Origin of the sequence: Gordonia sp. 852002-10350_SCH5691597 (assembly GCF_001665715.1) — a bacterium.
Lineage (GTDB): Bacteria > Actinomycetota > Actinomycetes > Mycobacteriales > Mycobacteriaceae > Gordonia > Gordonia sputi.
Window position 1 is genome coordinate 1 of the sequence record NZ_LZMO01000052.1, and the last position, 737, is coordinate 737.

A 737-nucleotide genomic window follows, 5' to 3' on the forward strand; every position below is an offset into this window, starting at 1 on the left:
CGGCGAGTTCTTCGACGGTGGGCGCATCAAACACATCACGCACCGACACCGACACCCCGAACACATCAGCCACCCCAGCAGCCACCCGCATCGCCGACAACGAATTACCACCCAACAGGAAAAACGACTCCCCCAACCCCACCCGCGACACACCCAACACCCGCTCGAACACCTGCGCCACCAACACCTCCGACGGAGACACCGGCGCCACAAACCCCACCTCCGGCACCACCACCGGCGGCAACGCCCGACGATCCAACTTCCCCGAACTGTTCAACACCAACTCATCAGTGACCACCCACACCGACGGACACATATAGCCCGGCAACACCCCAGACACATACTCACCCACCACATCCACATCCACCGACCCCGGCGACACATACCCCACCAACTGCTGCCCACCACCACCATCAACCACCGCACACACCGCATGCACCACACCCGGCGCCGCAGCAACCACCGCCTCCACCTCACCCAACTCCACCCGCTGCCCACGCAACTTCACCTGAAAATCCGTACGCCCCAAATACTCGATCTCCCCACCAACACCCCACCGCACCAAATCACCCGTCCGATACAACCGCGAACCCCCACCACCAAACGGATCCGCCACAAACCGCTCAGCACTCAACCCCGCACGCGACGCATACCCACGCGCCACCTGCACACCACCCAAATACAACTCACCAGGCACACCAGGCGGCACCACACCCAACCGCGCATCCAACACATAC

1 protein-coding gene is annotated in these 737 nt (G+C 62.7%); it reads right to left on the reverse strand.

Annotated features, from left to right (window positions below; genetic code table 11):
* On the reverse strand, window positions 1-737 hold a 737-nt coding region (locus A5777_RS03800; protein ID WP_156529276.1), incomplete at both ends, for a phosphopantetheine-binding protein.